The sequence below is a fragment of the Streptomyces sp. NPDC048507 genome (assembly GCF_043199995.1).
GTDB lineage: Bacteria > Actinomycetota > Actinomycetes > Streptomycetales > Streptomycetaceae > Streptomyces.
The window spans coordinates 115,657-131,082 of record NZ_JBICWZ010000013.1 but is presented as its reverse complement, the minus strand read 5'-3'; the positions used below and the strand labels follow the sequence as shown (position 1 = coordinate 131,082).

At 72.7% G+C, this 15,426-nt stretch carries 16 protein-coding genes; 9 read left to right on the top strand and 7 right to left on the bottom strand.

The genetic code is table 11. The features are described 5' to 3' along the window. Positions 1-11: 11 nt before the first annotated feature. From ACGFXC_RS29260 to ACGFXC_RS29250, 3 genes are all read right to left on the bottom strand, one after another. The gene (locus ACGFXC_RS29260) at positions 12-1,346 is read right to left on the bottom strand and encodes a PP2C family protein-serine/threonine phosphatase (RefSeq protein WP_393717724.1); all 1,335 of its coding nucleotides are present in this window, start codon (positions 1,344-1,346) and stop codon (positions 12-14) included. 230 nt (positions 1,347-1,576) lie between these two features. Then, positions 1,577-2,689, bottom strand: a complete 1,113-nt coding sequence (locus tag ACGFXC_RS29255; RefSeq protein WP_393717722.1) for an NlpC/P60 family protein — start codon at positions 2,687-2,689, stop codon at positions 1,577-1,579. Between the two features lie 214 nt (positions 2,690-2,903). Next, positions 2,904-3,716, bottom strand: a complete 813-nt coding sequence (locus ACGFXC_RS29250) for a class I SAM-dependent methyltransferase (RefSeq protein WP_393717720.1) — start codon at positions 3,714-3,716, stop codon at positions 2,904-2,906. A 213-nt stretch (positions 3,717-3,929) separates the two neighbouring features. Here ACGFXC_RS29250 and mshA point away from each other — a divergent pair, with 213 nt between their 5' ends. After that, positions 3,930-5,312: a D-inositol-3-phosphate glycosyltransferase gene (gene mshA / locus ACGFXC_RS29245; RefSeq protein WP_393717718.1), complete on the top strand. Its 1,383-nt coding sequence runs from the start codon at positions 3,930-3,932 to the stop codon at positions 5,310-5,312. Further along, complete coding sequence (locus tag ACGFXC_RS29240; protein WP_393717716.1) at positions 5,305-5,799, top strand: YbjN domain-containing protein; 495 nt, start codon at positions 5,305-5,307, stop codon at positions 5,797-5,799. Before mshA ends, ACGFXC_RS29240 begins: the two co-directional genes overlap by 8 nt. A 49-nt stretch (positions 5,800-5,848) precedes the next feature. Here ACGFXC_RS29240 and ACGFXC_RS29235 read toward each other — a convergent pair whose 3' ends face one another. Next, positions 5,849-7,177: an MDR family MFS transporter gene (locus ACGFXC_RS29235; RefSeq protein WP_393717714.1), complete on the bottom strand. Its 1,329-nt coding sequence runs from the start codon at positions 7,175-7,177 to the stop codon at positions 5,849-5,851. 162 nt (positions 7,178-7,339) lie between these two features. Here ACGFXC_RS29235 and ACGFXC_RS29230 point away from each other — a divergent pair, with 162 nt between their 5' ends. Together ACGFXC_RS29230 and ACGFXC_RS29225 are read left to right on the top strand one after the other, a co-directional pair. After that, entirely contained in the window at positions 7,340-8,098 is a 759-nt protein-coding gene (locus tag ACGFXC_RS29230; RefSeq protein ID WP_393717712.1) for a phosphoglyceromutase, read from the top strand. Between the two features lie 246 nt (positions 8,099-8,344). Next, entirely contained in the window at positions 8,345-8,803 is a 459-nt protein-coding gene (locus tag ACGFXC_RS29225) for a hypothetical protein (protein ID WP_393717710.1), read from the top strand. An 85-nt stretch (positions 8,804-8,888) separates the two neighbouring features. On the opposite strand, the gene ACGFXC_RS29220 is transcribed toward ACGFXC_RS29225, so the two are convergent. Both ACGFXC_RS29220 and phoU read right to left on the bottom strand, forming a co-directional pair. Next, entirely contained in the window at positions 8,889-9,041 is a 153-nt protein-coding gene (locus ACGFXC_RS29220) for a hypothetical protein (protein WP_351825638.1), read from the bottom strand. A 140-nt stretch (positions 9,042-9,181) separates the two neighbouring features. Beyond that, entirely contained in the window at positions 9,182-9,859 is a 678-nt protein-coding gene (gene phoU, locus ACGFXC_RS29215; protein ID WP_351825640.1) for a phosphate signaling complex protein PhoU, read from the bottom strand. Positions 9,860-10,054: 195 nt separating this feature from the next. Here phoU and ACGFXC_RS29210 point away from each other — a divergent pair, with 195 nt between their 5' ends. Both ACGFXC_RS29210 and ACGFXC_RS29205 read left to right on the top strand, forming a co-directional pair. Further along, positions 10,055-11,293 carry a sensor histidine kinase gene (locus tag ACGFXC_RS29210; protein ID WP_393717707.1) on the top strand — a complete coding sequence of 413 codons (1,239 nt, stop codon included), beginning with the start codon at positions 10,055-10,057 and terminating at the stop codon, positions 11,291-11,293. Then, on the top strand, positions 11,290-11,970 hold the full coding sequence (locus ACGFXC_RS29205) for a response regulator transcription factor (RefSeq protein WP_042813788.1): 681 nt from the start codon (positions 11,290-11,292) through the stop codon (positions 11,968-11,970). Before ACGFXC_RS29210 ends, ACGFXC_RS29205 begins: the two co-directional genes overlap by 4 nt. A gap of 116 nt (positions 11,971-12,086) precedes the next feature. Here the strand turns inward: ACGFXC_RS29205 and ACGFXC_RS29200 are convergent, their stop codons facing one another. Next, positions 12,087-12,755: a DUF461 domain-containing protein gene (locus ACGFXC_RS29200; RefSeq protein ID WP_393717705.1), complete on the bottom strand. Its 669-nt coding sequence runs from the start codon at positions 12,753-12,755 to the stop codon at positions 12,087-12,089. Between the two features lie 554 nt (positions 12,756-13,309). On the opposite strand from ACGFXC_RS29200, the gene ACGFXC_RS29195 reads away from it, so the two are divergent. From ACGFXC_RS29195 to ispF, 3 genes are all read left to right on the top strand, one after another. Next, positions 13,310-13,792 (top strand): CarD family transcriptional regulator, encoded by a 483-nt coding sequence (locus tag ACGFXC_RS29195; RefSeq protein ID WP_003953493.1) that lies wholly within the window; start codon positions 13,310-13,312, stop codon positions 13,790-13,792. Between the two features lie 300 nt (positions 13,793-14,092). Continuing rightward, entirely contained in the window at positions 14,093-14,839 is a 747-nt protein-coding gene (gene ispD, locus ACGFXC_RS29190) for a 2-C-methyl-D-erythritol 4-phosphate cytidylyltransferase (protein ID WP_393717703.1), read from the top strand. Continuing rightward, positions 14,829-15,335, top strand: coding sequence for a 2-C-methyl-D-erythritol 2,4-cyclodiphosphate synthase (ispF, locus tag ACGFXC_RS29185; protein WP_393717701.1), 507 nt, complete (start codon positions 14,829-14,831; stop codon positions 15,333-15,335). The genes ispD and ispF overlap by 11 nt, the downstream gene beginning before the upstream one ends. Positions 15,336-15,426: the final 91 nt, after the last annotated feature.

The window sequence follows — 15,426 nt, the reverse complement described above, 5'->3', positions numbered from 1 at the left end:
GGGCTGCTCCGTCAGCCCGCCGCGCGGGAGAGCAGGACCACGGCCACGTCGTCGGTGAGCTCGCCGCCGTTGAGGCGGCGGGCCTCGGTGACGGAGGCCTCCAGCAGGCCCTCCCCGCTCAGACCGCGGTCGAGGTGGCGGTTGATCATCTCGACCATGCCGTCCTGGCCGAGGCGTTCGCGGCCCTCCCCGATGCGGCCCTCGATGAGGCCGTCGGTGTAGAGCATCAGGCTCCAGGTGCCGCCCAGGTCGACCTGGCGGCGGGGCCAGCGGGCCCGGGGCAGCAGTCCCAGCGCCGGGCCGCTGTTCTCGTAGGGGAGAAGCTGCGCGGGGCGGCCCGGCCTGGATATGAGCGGGGCCGGATGGCCGGCCAGGCACAGGCCCGCGCGTCGGCCGTCCGGGGAGATGTCCACCGTGCACAGCGTCGCGAAGATCTCCTCGCAGGGCCGCTCCACCTCCAGGACCTCCTGGAGGGTGGCCAGCAGGTCGTCCCCGCACAGGCCGGCCAGGGTCAGGGCGCGCCAGGCGATGCGCAGCTCGACGCCGAGGGCCGCTTCGTCGGGGCCGTGACCGCAGACGTCGCCGATCATGGCGTGGACGGTGCCGTCGGGGGTGCGGACGGTGTCGTAGAAGTCCCCGCCGAGCAGGGCCCGGCTGCGGCCGGGCCGGTAGCGGGCGGCGAACCGCAGGTCGGAGCCCTCCAGCAGGGGAGTGGGCAGCAGACCCCGTTCCAGGCGGGCGTTCTCCTGGGCGCGCAGTTTCGATTCTGCGAGCTTGTACTGGGCGATGTCCGCCCGCTTTCTCTCCACGGCGTACCGGATGGCGCGGCTCAGCAGTCGCCCGTCGAGCTCGTCGCGGAAGAGGTAGTCCTGGGCGCCGACGCGGACGGCCTCGGCGGCGCGCTCGGCGTCGGCCTCGGCCGTCAGGACGAGGACGGCGTGCCGGGGGGCGATCCGCAGGACCTGGCGCAGGGCGGCGAGGGCGTCGGCCTCGCCGGGCAGGACCAGGTCGAGGTCCAGCAGGACGCAGTGCACGTCGGGCGTCAGCAGGCGGGCGGCCTCGGTGAGGTTGCGGGCGCTGCGCAGGCGGATGCGGTGGCCGTCGGCGTCGAGGATCTCGGGGACGGTCAGGCCGCCCGCCGGGTCGTCCTCGATCACCAGCAGGGTCAGCGACGCCTGGGGTGCGGTGGCGGTGGCTGTGGCGGCGGTGGCTGTGGCGGCGGGGGCTGTGGCGGCCGCGGCGGCTGCCGCCGCTCCGCTCTCCACGGCCGGGATCTCCCTCTGCCGCGGTACGGGTGCGGGCATCGTCGTCTCCGGTTCCTTCCCTCCCCCCGAGGGTGCGCTCATGCGCCAGACCCTAGCTGGCGGGTGGCGGCGAGCGGAATGGGCGGCGGGACGGGTGAGGGGGAGGGCCTCCGTCATATGCCCTTATCGCGGGGGAAAACCGAAACCCCGGGATGACCAACGTCACCCCCGGACGAACGCCCGTCCCGTCCACCGAGACCCCCGGGACCACCGCGATCCGGGCCGGGTTCCCGGGCACCCGCAGCCGGGCCGCCTCGGTGTCCGGCCGGGGTCTACGCGTCGGGGCGGACCACGGCCTTGATCGGCATCGAGCCCGCGCCCGCCATCGTGACGTTGCGCCCCGGCCGCGGGGCGTGCACCATCGCGCCGTCGCCGACGTACATCCCGACGTGGCTCGCGTCGTCGAAGTAGATGATCAGGTCGCCGGGACGCATGTCCTTCAGCGCGACCTTCGGCAGCAGCCGCAGCTGTTCCTGCGAGGTCCGCGGGATCCCGCGCCCCGCCGCCAGCCACGCCTGCGAGGTCAGCCCGGAGCAGTCGAACGAGTTCGGCCCCTCGGCCCCCCACTCGTACGGCTTGCCCATCTGCGCGGTGGCGAACTGCACGGCCCGCTTGCCGGCGTCCGTCGCCGAGCCCTTCACGTCCTTCATCGCGCCCGACGACAGCCACGCCGTCTGGGCCTTGTACTGGGCCTCCTGCTCCAGCTGGATCAGCCGGGCCTTCTCCTCGGCCGCCAACCGGTTCTCCAGGGCCTCCGCCGCCTTGATCTTGTCCTCGATCTCCTTCTTGGCGGCTTCCTGCTTGACCCGGTTCTCCTCCATCTTCTGCCAGAGCGCGCCCGCGTCCTTCGCGTACCGCTCCAAGTCCGTCTGGGTGCGGTTCAGTTCGGACAGCAGATCGGTGGTCGCCTTCTCGCCCTGCCGCAGCCGGCCCGCCCCGTCCAGGTACGCGGACGGGCTGTCGCTCAGGGCCAGCGCGGCGCCCGGCGGCAGTCCGCCCGAGCGGTACTGGGCGCGGGCGGCGGCCCCGGCGCGGTCCTTCAGGCCCGTGATCCGGTCCTGGCCCGCCACCACCAGCTTGGCGATCTCCACGATCCGCTCGGACTGCGCCTTCGTCTCGCCCACCGCGAGGTTGTACGCGTCCGTCGCGGTGCCGGCCTGCCGGTAGAGGTCCTCGATCTCCTTGCGGACCTGCTCCAGGGACTTGCCCTCCGGCTCCGGCGCGGGCGCCGGAGCGGCCGGGGCCGCCGGACCGGCCGGCGTGCCCGGAGCGGCGAACGCACTGCCCGCGGCGAGCCCGGGGGCCGTCAGTACCGCCATCGCGCACAACAGCGCCAGCGCGGACACTCCCTGCACGCGCGACGACGCTCGCTTCGCGGTCCCCATGGCTCCCCCAGGCGCCCCGAGTCACATCCGACGCCCCATCCGGCATCAGATCTGACTATTCATCAGTAACTTGGCACTGTCTCCGGGATGGTGCCACGACTCGGTGAATTCCAACACCCTGCGGATGCCGCCCCCGGTCCCGACCGCCCACGTCTCGCCCACCCCTGACGACTCAACGGTCATCCCCCGCAACCGGTTCCCCGTTCCCCGAGTTTCATCCCGCCGGGCGCAACGCCTCCCAGCGCACGGTCAGTTCCCCCTGCCGCCAGCGCACCGGCCCGTCCGCCAGCGGCCAGTCGCCCGCCAGGGCCCGCGCCGTCCGGATCCAGCGCTGCCGCGCCCCGTACGAGGCGTACGGGGCCGCCGCCGCCCACGCCCGGTCGAAGTCGCGCAGGAACGCGTGCACCGGCTCGCCCGGCACGTTCCGGTGGATCAGCGCCTTCGGCAGCCGCTCCGCCAGGTCCGAGGGCCGCTCCAGCGAACCGAGCCGGGTCGCGAAGGTCACCGTCCGAGGCCCCTCGGGCCCCAGTGCCACCCACACGTGCCGGCGCCCGATCTCGTCGCACGTCCCCTCGACCAGCAGCCCGCCCGGCGCCAGCCGCGCGCACAGCAGCTGCCACACCTCCGCGACCCGCTCCTCGTCGTACTGCCGCAGCACGTTCGCCGCCCGGATCAGGGCCGGCCGCTGCCCGCCGTCCAGCGGCACCTCGAAACCGCCGTGCCGGAAGCTCAGCCCGTCCCGTTCGTACGGCTTCGCCCCCGCCACCCGCGCCGGCTCGATCTCGATGCCGACCACCCGCACCCCCGGGGCCGCCTCCCGCAGTCGCGCCAGCAGCTCCACCGCCGTCCAGGGCGCCGCCCCGTACCCGAGGTCCACCGCGACCGGCGCCTCCTCCCGGCGCAGCCGGGCCCCGTGCGCGGCGGCGATCCAGCGGTCCATGCGCCGCAGCCGGTTCGGGTTGGTGGTCCCGCGCGTCACGGTGCCGACAGGGCGCTTCGGGGGCGGCTGAGCGCTGCGGGAGACCATGCGCCGAGCGTATGCCGACGGGCCCGGCAAGATAAAAAACCGGTCTTCCGACCAGGAAGTTCCGCTTCCCCGGAATGCGCGGGACCGCCATCCGGGTTGCACTCCTAGCAGGGCGCCGACCGCGCTCCCGCAGCCATGCCACCCCGTGTGCGCTGCCCAGCCCGTCGTCCACGCGATCACAGCGACGCGATCCGAGCGAGAGGAACAGCTCCCTTGAGCCAGTACGTGTCCCGTCTCGGCGGCAGCATCAGCGGCCGCATCGCCGCTGCCCGCGGACCCCGCCACGACCAGCCCCGGCTGCGCCTGCCGGCCGTCGGCCACCACCGCAAGCCGCGCCGCGTGGCCATGCTCAGCGTGCACACCTCACCGCTGCACCAGCCCGGCACCGGCGACGCCGGCGGCATGAACGTCTACATCGTCGAGCTCGCCAAGCGCCTCGCCGCGATCAACATCGAGGTCGAGATCTTCACCCGCGCGACCACCGGCGGGCTGCCGCCCGTCGTCGAGCTCGCGCCCGGGGTCCTCGTACGGCACGTGGACGCGGGCCCGTACGAAGGCCTCGCCAAGGAGGAGCTCCCGGCCCAGCTGTGCGCCTTCACCCACGGCGTCATGCAGGCCTGGGCCGGCCACCGCCCCGGCTACTACGACCTCGTCCACTCCCACTACTGGCTCTCCGGCCACGTCGGCTGGCTCGCCGCCGAACGCTGGGGCGTCCCGCTCGTCCACGCCATGCACACCATGGCCAAGGTCAAGAACGCCTCCCTCGCCGAGGGCGACGCCCCCGAGCCGGCCGCCCGCGTCATCGGCGAGACCCAGATCGTCGTCGCCGCCGACCGGCTCATCGCCAACACCGCCGAAGAGGCCGACGAGCTCGTGCGCCACTACGAGGCCGACCCCGGCAAGGTCGCCGTCGTCCACCCCGGCGTGAACCTCGACCGCTTCACCGCGGGCGACGGCCGCGCCGCCGCCCGTGCCCGCCTCGGCCTGCCCCGGGACGCCGTGATCCCGCTCTTCGCGGGCCGCATCCAGCCCCTCAAGGCCCCCGACATCCTGCTGCGCGCCGTCGCCGAACTGGTCGACCGCGACCCCTCGCTGCGCTCCCGCCTCTTCGTCCCCGTCGTCGGCGGCCCCAGCGGCAGCGGCCTCGCCAAGCCCGAGGGGCTGCAGAAGCTCGCCGCCCGGCTCGGCATCGCCGACCTCGTGCACTTCCACCCGCCGGTGGGGCAGGACGCGCTCGCCGACTGGTTCCGGGCCGCGTCCGTCCTGGTCATGCCGTCCTACAGCGAGTCCTTCGGGCTCGTCGCGATCGAGGCCCAGGCCACCGCCACGCCGGTCCTCGCCGCCTCGGTCGGCGGCCTGCCCGTCGCCGTCAACGACGGGGTGACGGGCATCCTCGTACCCGGCCACGACCCGGTGGACTACGCGCGCGAACTGCGCCGCTTCGTGGACGAACCCGGCCTCACCGACCGCATGGGCGCCGAGGCCGCGCGGCACGCGCAGTTCTTCGGCTGGGACACCGCCGCCAGCGGCACGGCTGACGTGTACACCGCAGCCATGCACGATCACCGCCGTCGCGTACGCTCCCACCATGGCTGACGCTGACACCGCCGCGATCATCGAGTCCACGCTGGCCGGCGCCGAGCTGAGCTGGGAGAGCCCCGAGCCGGGCAGTTACGTCGTCCAGCTCCCCGGCACCCGCAAGCTGAGCACCACCTGCTCGCTCCGCATCGGCCGCCACTCCCTCTCGGTGAACGCCTTCGTCATCCGCCATCCCGACGAGAACGAGCCGGGCGTCCACCGCTGGCTGCTGGAGCGCAACCTCAAGCTCTACGGAATGGCCTACGCCGTCGACCCGCTCGGCGACGTCTACCTCACGGCCCGGCTGCCGCTGTCCGTCATCACCCCGGAGGACCTCGACCGGCTGCTGGGCACCGTCCTGGAAGCGGCGGACGGCGCCTTCAACACCCTGCTGGAGCTCGGCTTCGCCGGCGCCATCCGGCGCGAGTACGACTGGCGCGTCTCGCGCGGCGAGTCCACCCGCAACCTGGACGCGTTCAAGCACCTGACGCGCCCGTCGTCCTGACGCGCCGGACGGGCGCCGGGACCTGCCCGGCCGCCCCCGCGGGCTCCGCTCAGGCCTCCACCGGCCGCGCGCCGGCCGCCACCGCTGCCGCCGCCACCGGCTTCGCTTCCGCTTCCGCGGTGGCCGGTGCGCCGCCGCTGCCGCTGCCGCTGAGCACCGCCGTTCCCGGCCCGCTCGCCGGCAGCCCCCGCATCAGCAGCCAGTACCCCAGCGCCGCCATCGTCCCCAGGACCCCCGTCGCCGCCCACAGCCAGGCCGCGCCCAGGTGGTCGATCACGAAGCCGGCCATCAGCGGCGCCACCAGCGCGGCCACCGCCCAGGACATGGTGTACATCCCCTGGTAGCGCCCGCGCCCGTGCACCGGCGACAGCCGCGCCACCAGTCCCATCTGCGTCGGGGAGTTCACGATCTCCGCCAGCGTCCACACCAGCACGGTCAGCGCGTACGCCCACAGCGGCCCGGCGAAGGCCGTCATCGCGAACCCGTACCCGGCCAGCAGCGCCGAGACCACCAGCAGCTTCTGCGGGTCCCGGTGCTCGATGAACCGCGTCACGGGGATCTGCAGGGCCACGATCAGGACCCCGTTCACCGCGACGACCAGCCCGTAGTCACCGGGCGAGAAGCCCGCCGCGCCCATCGCGACCGGCAGCCCCACCGAGCCCTGCGTGAAGATCAGCGAGATCAGGAACGAAAGCCCGACGACGCCCATGAACCGCCCGTCCCGCAGCACCGTCCCCAGCCGGACCTCGGGCCCGGCCGCCGCCTCCGCGGCCGCGTCCTTCACCGGCCGCGACTCCGGCAGCTTCAGGAACACCAGCACCGCGCAGAGCAGGGTCAGCGCCGCCTCGCCGAGGAAACCGGCCAGGTAGCTGTACTCCGCCACCAGGCCCGCCACCGCCGAGCTGATCGCGAAGCCGAGGTTGATGGCCCAGTAGTTCAGCGCGAAGGCCCGTACCCGGTCCTCCGGCCGGACGATGTCCGCCATCATCGCGGAGACCGCCGGCCGCGAGGCGTTCGAGGTCATGCCCACCAGCAGGGCCACCGCCGCGATCGCCGCCGGATGCTCCATGAAGCCCAGCAGCGCCACCGACAGGCCCGTCGACACGTTCGCGGCCAGCATCGTCGGCCGCCGCCCCAGCCGGTCGGTCATCACCCCGGCCACCAGCGAGGACACCACGCCGCCCAGCCCGTGCAGGGCGACCACGAGTCCCGCGAAGGAGGCCGAGTAGCCCCGGTCCAGGGTCAGGTACAAGGTCATGAATGTGGCGACGAAGGCCCCGAGCCGGTTGACGAGCGTGCTCGCCCACAGCCACCAGAAGGCACTCGGCAGACCCGACACGCTCTCCCGGGCGGCCCGTCTCATACTGGCAACGGACATAAGGAATCCCCCCGGCGGTGTAAGCGTCTCTGCTGCTTCCCGCACGTTACGAGGACGCCCCCGCCACCGCCACTGGATTGACGCCGGACGTCAATCGAAGGTCCCTCGGGCCCGTCCCGCACCGCGCGCGAGCGCCCCGGGCCGTCCATTAGGCTCGTACGCATGGCCGACGCACCGTACAAGCTGATCCTCCTCCGTCACGGCGAGAGCGAGTGGAACGCGAAGAACCTGTTCACCGGCTGGGTGGACGTCAATCTCAACGAGAAGGGCGAGAAGGAGGCAGTCCGCGGTGGCGAACTCCTGAAGGACGCCGACCTCCTCCCCGACGTGGTCCACACGTCCCTCCAGAAGCGCGCGATCCGCACCTCCCAGCTCGCGCTGGAGGCCGCCGACCGCCACTGGATCCCGGTCCACCGCTCCTGGCGCCTGAACGAGCGCCACTACGGCGCCCTCCAGGGCAAGGACAAGGCCCAGACCCTCGCCGAGTTCGGCGAGGAGCAGTTCATGCTGTGGCGCCGCTCCTACGACACCCCGCCGCCGGCCCTCGAGGACGGCACCGAGTACTCCCAGTCCGGTGACCCGCGCTACGCGACGATCCCGCCGGAGCTCCGCCCCCGCACGGAGTGCCTGAAGGACGTCGTCGTCCGCATGCTCCCGTACTGGTACGACGGCATCGTCCCCGACCTCCTCGCGGGCCGCACCGTCCTGGTCGCCGCGCACGGCAACTCCCTGCGCGCGCTGGTCAAGCACCTGGACGGCATCTCCGACGCCGACATCGCGGGCCTCAACATCCCCACCGGCATCCCGCTCGCGTACGAACTGGACGCCTCCTTCAAGCCCCTGAACCCGGGCGGCACCTACCTCGACCCGACCGCCGCCGCGGCCGCCATCGAAGCCGTCAAGAACCAGGGCAAGAAGTAACCACCCCACCCACGCCGAAGCCCCCCGCCCGCCGCTTCCCGGCGGACGGGGGGCTTTTCGCTGCCCGAGTGGGGGTGGGGGCGGTTTTGGGTCGGGGTGGGGGGAAATCGTTGGTTTGGGGTGGGGGAGGGTGGGGCTGGGTGGGGGCGCAGTGGCGTTTCGGCACTGAAGGTGGTGGGCCGGACGGGTGAGTGCTTCGTTTCTGCGCTGTCCGGCCGGCACGCGGCCCGGCTACAACTCCGTGTCATGATCAAGCACTTCGTGCGGCGCGGCCTCCCCGCGCTCGCCCTCGCGCTCCTGCCCGTCCTCGCTTCCGTCCCGGCCGCCGACGCCGCGTCCGCGCCCGCCGCCGCGGCCTCCGCCGCCCGCAGCGACGCCCACTTCTACGGCGGCTCCACCCTCCACAAGAACCAGGCCTGGACCTCCGGCAACGGCCGGACCGTCCTGCGCGTCCAGGGCGACGGCAACTTCGTCCTCTACAAGGACGGCCACGCGGCCTGGCAGGCGCCGGGCGTCTGGCCCAAGGCCAGCAGCGCCGTCTTCCAGGAGGACGGCAACTTCGTCGTCTACGACGGCAACGGCAACCCCGTCTGGGCCGCCGGCACCTGGCACAAGGGCCACTACCTGTCCGTCCAGGACGACGGCAACGTCGTCGTCTACAACAGCAACAACCAGCCGGTCTGGGCCACCAACACCGGCGACTGACCGGCACGGACCCGCACACGGCGAAGGGCCCCGCCGGACCGGATCGGCCGGGCGGGGCCCTTCGGGCGTGCTTCCGGGGGCGGGGTCAGCCGCCGCACTGGCAGGGGGCACCGGACTGGCAGCCGCAGCCGCAGCCGGAACCGCAGCCGCAGGCCGCGAGCAGCGGGAGTCGCAGGGGCTCCGGCCGGGACTGCTGCTGCTCCTGTTCCGGGGTGAGCGGGACGGGGGAATCGGGCATGGATCCTCCTCGTGGGCGCACGTACGGGACGCCCTGCAGACGGAGCGCCCCCGCCTCATTCATGCCCAGCCACACCGGCGCGTCAACGGCGCATTGGGGCTCGTCGGCGCCCCCGCCGCCCGCGGGCCCCGCGGGCGCCCTCAGACGCCGTCGACCTGCGTCGGCTGCTGGAGCTCGTCCGCGTGCTCACCCGTCACCAGGTACACCACGCGCTTGGCCACCGACACCGCGTGGTCGGCGAAGCGCTCGTAGTAGCGGCCCAGCAGGGTCACGTCGACGGCGGTCTCGATGCCGTGCTTCCAGCGGTCGTCCATCAGGTGCTGGAACAGCGTGCGGTGCAGCTGGTCCATCTCGTCGTCGTCCTGCTCCAGCTGGAGCGCCAGGTCCACGTCCTTCGTGATGATGACCTCGGCGGCCTTCGCCATCAGGCGCTGCGCCAGCTGTCCCATCTCCAGGATCGTCGCGTGCAGGTCGCGCGGCACGGCCGTGTCCGGGAAGCGCAGCCGCGCCAGCTTCGCCACGTGCTGCGCCAGGTCGCCGGAGCGCTCCAGGTCGGCGCTCATCCGCAGCGAGGTCACCACGATGCGCAGGTCGGTCGCGACCGGCTGCTGGCGGGCCAGCAGCGCGATGGCACGGGCCTCCAGGTCGTGCTGGAGGTCGTCCACCTTCTGGTCGGCGGCGATGACGCTCTCCGCCAGCTTCAGGTCGGCGTCCAGCATGGAGGTCGTCGCCCGCCCGATCGCGGAACCTACGAGCCGGGCCATCTCGACCAGGCTTTCTCCGATCGAGTCCAGTTCCTCGTGGTACGCGTCGCGCATGGTGTCCCTCTCTTGCCTGCTACTCGCTACTGCGTGGCCGATTGCCCCACGTTTACACGTTCGGACGCAGAGGCGTCCGACTCCGGCATCACAAGTGAATCAACCCCGTCGCCAGGGTGAACTCTGGGCGACGAGTGTTCGGGCTGCCACCCGAACGGCTGTGGAAGTGTCCTCGACCCTGCTTAACCTGGACGCATGGACGTGAACGCGGCGGTCGCCGCAGCTGCAGCGATCGCCGGTTTGTGCACCGGTGTGATCGCCATGCTGGCGTTCCGCTGGAGCGAGCGCGACCAGGCCCGCCCCACCCGGAGCTCCATGCGCCCCGACATCAACGCGGTGCTCCCGCCCGGAGTGGACACGGTCCTCTCCGTGCTCCGCTCCTCCGCCGTCGTCCTCGACGAGGGCGACGCCGTGGTCAAGGCCAGCTCGGCGGCATATGCCCTCGGCCTGGTCCGCGGCGGCAAGCTGGCCGTGGAGCCCATGCTCCACATGGCCCGCGACACCCGCCGGGACGGCGAGATACGCCAGATCGAGCTCGACCTGCCCCGGCGCGGCACCGGCCGCGGCGAGGCCCTCGCGGTCTCCGCCCGCGTCGCACCGCTCGGCTCCCGTCTGGTGCTCCTGCTCGTCGAGGACCTCACGGAGGCCCGCCGCATCGAGGCGGTCCGCCGCGACTTCGTCGCGAACGTGTCGCACGAGCTGAAGACGCCGGTGGGAGCGATCTCCCTGCTCTCGGAGGCCGTCATGGACGCCTGCGACGACCCCGAGGCGGTCACCCGCTTCGCGGGCCGGATGCAGATCGAGTCCACCCGCCTGATCAACCTCGTGCAGGAGCTGATCGACCTCTCCCGGGTGCAGAACGACGAGGCCCTGGAGGACGCCGAGCCCGTACGGGTGGACACCCTCGTGGCCGAGGCGATCGACCGGTGCCGCCACACGGCGACCTCCAAGCAGATCACCATGGCCGCCGGCGGCACCGCCGACCTGCGGGTATGGGGTCACCGCGGGCAGCTGGCGGCCGCCCTCGGCAACCTGGTGGAGAACGCCGTCAACTACAGCCCGGCCCGCACCCGCGTCGGCATCGCCGCGCGCCGGGTGGCCGCGCCGGGGGGAGACTTGATCGAGATAGCCGTGACCGACCAGGGCATCGGCATCCCGGAGAAGGACCGCGAGCGCGTCTTCGAGCGCTTCTACCGGGTCGACCCGGCCCGTTCCCGCGCCACGGGAGGAACCGGGCTCGGCCTGGCGATCGTGAAGCACGTGGCGGCCTCGCACGGCGGGGAGGTGTCCGTATGGAGCTCGGAGGGCCAGGGCTCCACGTTCACCCTGAAGCTCCCCGAGGCGGCCGCGCCGGCGCCGGCGAAGACCCCCGCAACCGCCCCACCCCCGCTTGACCCAGAACCAGTCATCCCTGCCCCGGAGGTCCTTCCGTGACCCGAGTGCTCGTCGTCGAGGATGAGGAATCCTTCAGCGACGCCCTGTCCTACATGCTCCGCAAGGAAGGCTTCGAGGTCGCGATCGCCGCGACGGGGCCCGACGGGCTCGACGAGTTCGAGCGCAACGGCGCCGACCTCGTCCTGCTGGACCTGATGCTGCCCGGCCTGCCGGGCACCGAGGTCTGCCGGCAGCTGCGCGGCCGCTCCAACGTCCCCGTGATCATGGTGACCGCCAAGGACAGCGAGATCGACAAGGTCGTCGGGCTGGAGATAGGAGCCGACGACTACGTCACCAAGCCCTTCTCCTCCCGCGAGCTGGTCGCCCGCATCCGCGCGGTCCTGCGCCGCCGCGGCGAGCCGGAGGAGGTCACCCCGGCGGCGCTGGAGGCCGGTCCGGTACGGATGGACGTGGACCGGCACGTGGTCACCGTCGGCGGCGCCAAGGTGGACCTCCCGCTGAAGGAGTTCGACCTGCTGGAGATGCTCCTGCGCAACGCCGGCCGCGTGCTCACCCGCATGCAGCTGATCGACCGGGTCTGGGGCGCGGACTACGTCGGCGACACCAAGACCCTCGACGTCCACGTCAAGCGCCTGCGCGCCAAGATCGAGCCGGACCCGGGCGCCCCGCGCTACCTGGTCACGGTGCGCGGCCTCGGCTACAAGTTCGAGCCGTAAGCCGCCTCGGCCCGGGCGTCCGCCCGGGCCTTCGGCCCCGGACATGAAGGGAGGGCCCCGACCGCGTGCGGTCGGGGCCCTCCCTCAGTCGGTGCGTCCTGCGTCTGCGCCCTGTGTCAGTGGCCGGCGCCGTGCGACGCGGAGCCGGACGGCGTGCCCGACGGGCTCGCGCCCGCGGCGCCCGAGGGGGCGCCCGAGGGGGAACCGGACGGGGAGCCCGACGGCGTGCCGGACGGGGAGCCCGAGGGGCTCGCGGCCGCGGGGGCCGGGGCCTCGGTCGGGCCGAAACCGGCGTACATGCCCGCGGCCGGGACGACGAAGGCGGCGATGCCGACGTCCCCGGTGCGGCTCAGCTGGAAGACGACCTCCTGCGCGTTGCCGGGCTCGACGGCGGAGCTGCCGCCCTCGATCACGGCGGAGGCGTTGCCCTTGCCGCCCAGTACCACGGAGCCGCCGGCGGGCACGGTGACCTTGCCGGAGCCCTCGGCGCCCTTCAGGACGACCTTGGACTTGCCACCCGCGAGGGTGATCCCGTCCAGGGTCTGCGGCGCGTCGCCGGCGTTGAAGAGGGTCGCGGAGACCGCGGCCGGGCCCTTCTTGCCCTTCTCGCCCTGGGTGATCACCAGAGCGTTCTGGACCTTGATGTCGCCCTTGGTGACGGCGGCGTTGTCCGGCTTGATCTCTAGAGTCTGCGCGTCGTTGCCGGCACCGCACGCGGCGAGCGAGGCGATCGAGAACACGACGGCGGTAGCGGCGAGGGCGCCGCGTCGAAGGCTGCGGCTCACGGCTGCGGCAACTCCTAGGACGTACGGACAGGAGGGTGGGCTCTCGGGACGGCCGAGGTAAAGCCGCCCTAAGGGTGTGTCAGCGCGCTTAGGTTACCGAGCCGCCGCCCCGCCCCCGCACCCGACCCTCCGCAGCGGGTGCGCCCGGCTGCGGCGCTCCCGCGATCTTGCATTCGCATAACCCGCCGGACGCCTCCCGGTGATCAATTCCGGGATTCCCTCGAACGCCGTCCGGTGATCAATTCGGGATTGGGCCGGAACCCGCTCCGTACGGGTGCCCGCCAGTCGAACGGAGTACGCGGGTTTCGGGCGTCTCAACCCGGCAAAACGGGACGTACGTCACACTCGTGAGCTCCTTCGCCAGGTGTAGCGTGGTCGATTCGGCTGGTCCGCGCAGCGGCTCCGACCTGCGAATACCCCCTTCCGGAAGCCCTTCGCAGCACGATCGTGTCGCTGTTGTCAAGCCCCGAGATGTGCCCTGACCTGCGAAAACGCCATTCATAACAGTCAGTTCTCGTGTTACCCTGGATAGCCACGGAAGGGGTACCTGTCACATGACGTTCAAGGTTGGCGACACCGTGGTCTATCCCCATCACGGGGCCGCGCTGATCGAGGCCATCGAAACTCGCCAGATCAAAGGCGTGGACAAGACCTACTTGGTGCTCAAGGTCGCCCAGGGCGACCTGACGGTTCGTGTGCCTGCGGACAATGCGGAGTTCGTCGGTGTTCGCGACGTAGTCGGCCAGGACGGGCTGGACCGGGTCTTCGAGGTGCTCCGCGCACCGTACGCAGAAGAGCCGACGAACTGGTCCCGGCGCTACAAGGCAAATCTGGAGAAGCTCGCTTCTGGCGATGTCATCAAGGTCGCCGAAGTGGTGCGTGACCTGTGGCGTCGTGAGCGTGAGCGCGGGCTTTCCGCGGGTGAGAAGCGCATGCTCGCGAAGGCGCGCCAGATTCTGGTGAGCGAGCTCGCGCTCGCCGAAAACACCAACGAGGACAAGGCCGAGGCCCTCCTCGACGAGGTTCTCGCGTCCTGACGCCCGAACCGAACCACAGTGTGCCGCGGTGCCCGATGACAAGCCCTCTCCTCCACGAGAGGGCTGTTGCCGGGCGCTGCGGCATGTCTGCACCCATGTTCTTTGGACCCGTAGATCCGCTTCCCCACCACTTGGATCCGCTTCCCCACCACTGGGTCCGCATCCCCACCACCTGGCGTGCCGGGTCCGGGCAGCCGGCTCGACCGGTCGTCACGGAAGGGGCGAGGGCGTCGCACCCGGCACCCTTCAGGCCATACCCATGTGGGCCGAAGTCACAAACCTGGCCCGGAGCTCCTACTGATGTCTGACCCAACGCGCCCCCACCGCACCGCCGCGGTGATCCCGGCCGCCGGCCGCGGGGTACGCCTCGGCCCCGGTGCCCCCAAGGCCCTGCGGGCCCTCGGCGGGACACCGATGCTGATCCACGCGGTCCGGGCCATGGCCCGCTCCCGTGCGGTCTCCCTCGTCGTCCTCGTGGCCCCGCCCGACGGCGCCGCCGAGGTGCGCAACCTGCTCGACGAGCACGCCCTGCCCGACCGCACGCAGATCCTGGTCGTCCCCGGCGGGGAGACCCGCCAGGAGTCCGTACGGGCCGGTCTGGACGCGCTCCCCGCCGACGTCACCTCCGTACTGATCCACGACGCGGCCCGCCCGCTCGTACCGGTCGAGACCGTCGACTCCGTCATCGAGGCCGTGCGCGGCGGCGCCCCCGCCGTCGTCCCCGCCCTGCCGCTGGCCGACACCGTCAAGGAGGTCGAGCCCGGCGCGCCCGGCGAGCCCGAGCCGGTCGTCGCCACGCCCGAGCGGGCCCGGCTGCGCGCCGTGCAGACCCCGCAGGGCTTCGACCTCGCGACGCTGCTGCGCGCGCACGCGGCCATCGCGGTGAGCGGCGACGGCGCCACCGACGACGCCGGCATGGTGGAACGCACCGGCGTCACCGTCGTGGTCGTCCCGGGCCACGAAGAGGCCTTCAAGGTCACCCGTCCGCTCGACCTGGTCCTCGCCGAGGCCGTACTCGCCCGCAGGAGGGCCACCGATGCCTACTAGTTCCGCAGGTTCCGCCGGGGCGCCGACGATGCCGCTCGTCGGGATCGGCACCGACGTGCACGCCTTCGAGGCCGGGCGCGAGCTGTGGTGCGCCGGGCTGCTGTGGGAGGGCGAGGACGGCCTCGCCGGGCACTCCGACGGGGACGTCGCCGCCCACGCCGCCTGTGACGCGCTCTTCTCCGCCGCCGGCCTCGGCGACCTCGGTGCCCACTTCGGCACCTCGCGCCCCGAGTGGTCCGGCGCCTCCGGGGTCACCCTGCTGGCGGAAGCGGCCCGGATCGTGCGCGCCGGGGGCTTCGAGATCGGCAACATCGCGGTCCAGGTGATCGGCGTGCGCCCGAAGGTCGGCAAGCGGCGCGAAGAAGCGCAGAAGGCGCTCGCTGCCGCGGCGGGCGCCCCCGTCTCCGTCTCCGGCACCACCACCGACGGGCTGGGCCTGACCGGCCGCGCCGAAGGGCTGGCCGCCATCGCCACGGCCCTCGTCTACCGCGCCTGACGCGCCCGGTCCGGGACCGGGAGCCGCGAGCGCGGCCCGGTCCCGGCGTCGGGGGCGGGCCGGGGGAGCCTCGCGGGGCGGTCGAGGGCCG